General features: G+C 49.3%; 1 protein-coding gene. It reads right to left on the reverse strand.

Features of this window, described 5'->3' with window-relative positions; translation table 11 throughout:
* Window positions 1-747 (reverse strand): HlyD family secretion protein (locus R7Q46_RS25605; protein ID WP_318078003.1); only part of this gene is annotated, 747 nt, incomplete at its 3' end.
* Between the last annotated feature and the right edge of the window lie 168 nt (window positions 748-915).

A 915-nucleotide genomic window follows, 5' to 3' on the forward strand; every position in this document is an offset into this window, starting at 1 on the left:
GGTTTTCCCAGGAATAAACCCGATTCGATAATCGGCAGGAACATACACTCGTGCATACGGTACGCGGTTGGCTTGAATCACGGCAACCACACCGTTCACTGGTACGCGTTCGCCAAGATTGTAAGGCAAATTATCGAGCGTACCGTCACGCGTGGCCGTGATGGTGAGTTCTGCCAGTTTTTGCTCTTGCAATGCTACTTCGGCTTTTGCCGCCATTAAAGCGGCTTTAGCTTGTTCGATGTCTTCGAGGCGAGAACCTGCGGTGAGCTTACTGAACTCTTCTTTTGCTGAGTCTAATTCGGCTCTCGCCGAGTCCCTTGCCGCAAGAGCGGAATCTTTTTCGGATTGGCTGATGAGCTTTTTACGCACCAGTTCTGCTTTGCGTTGATAGTTTTTCTGCGCTTCGGTGAGCTGCGCTTCCGCTCGGGCTACGCGAGCCGATGCGGCAGCAATGTCTTCTGGGCGTTCACCATTGGTCAATTTAAGCAAATACGCTCCCGCTTTGGCTTGCTCGGCAACGGCGTGTGCAAGAACTGCTTGTTGATTCTTGGTATCGAGCTGAACCAACACTTCCCCTTCACTGACCAAGCTACCTTCTTTGACAGGAAGGGCTCTAATTATCTCATTAGATGTGGCAGTAAACGTTACGCGGTCACGCTCTAGGGTGCCAAGCGCTTGGTGCGTGTTATCTTTTGAACAGGCGCTTAAAAGGGCAATAATCAATGTGCCAAAAATGATTCGCTTCATAGTGCGGTGCTTCCTTTGAAGAAGTAATGCATGAATAGATAACTTGCGAACGGGAGCGTGTTGATTGAGCCCGCCAACCCGTCGCTAACCGCCATCCATAACGATTTCTTTTTAGAGCTTAGCATTTTATCTACAAGCGATTCTTTTTAAATAGAGAGGCTTAGCGTT

It is taken from the genome of Vibrio sp. 811 (assembly GCF_033339195.1).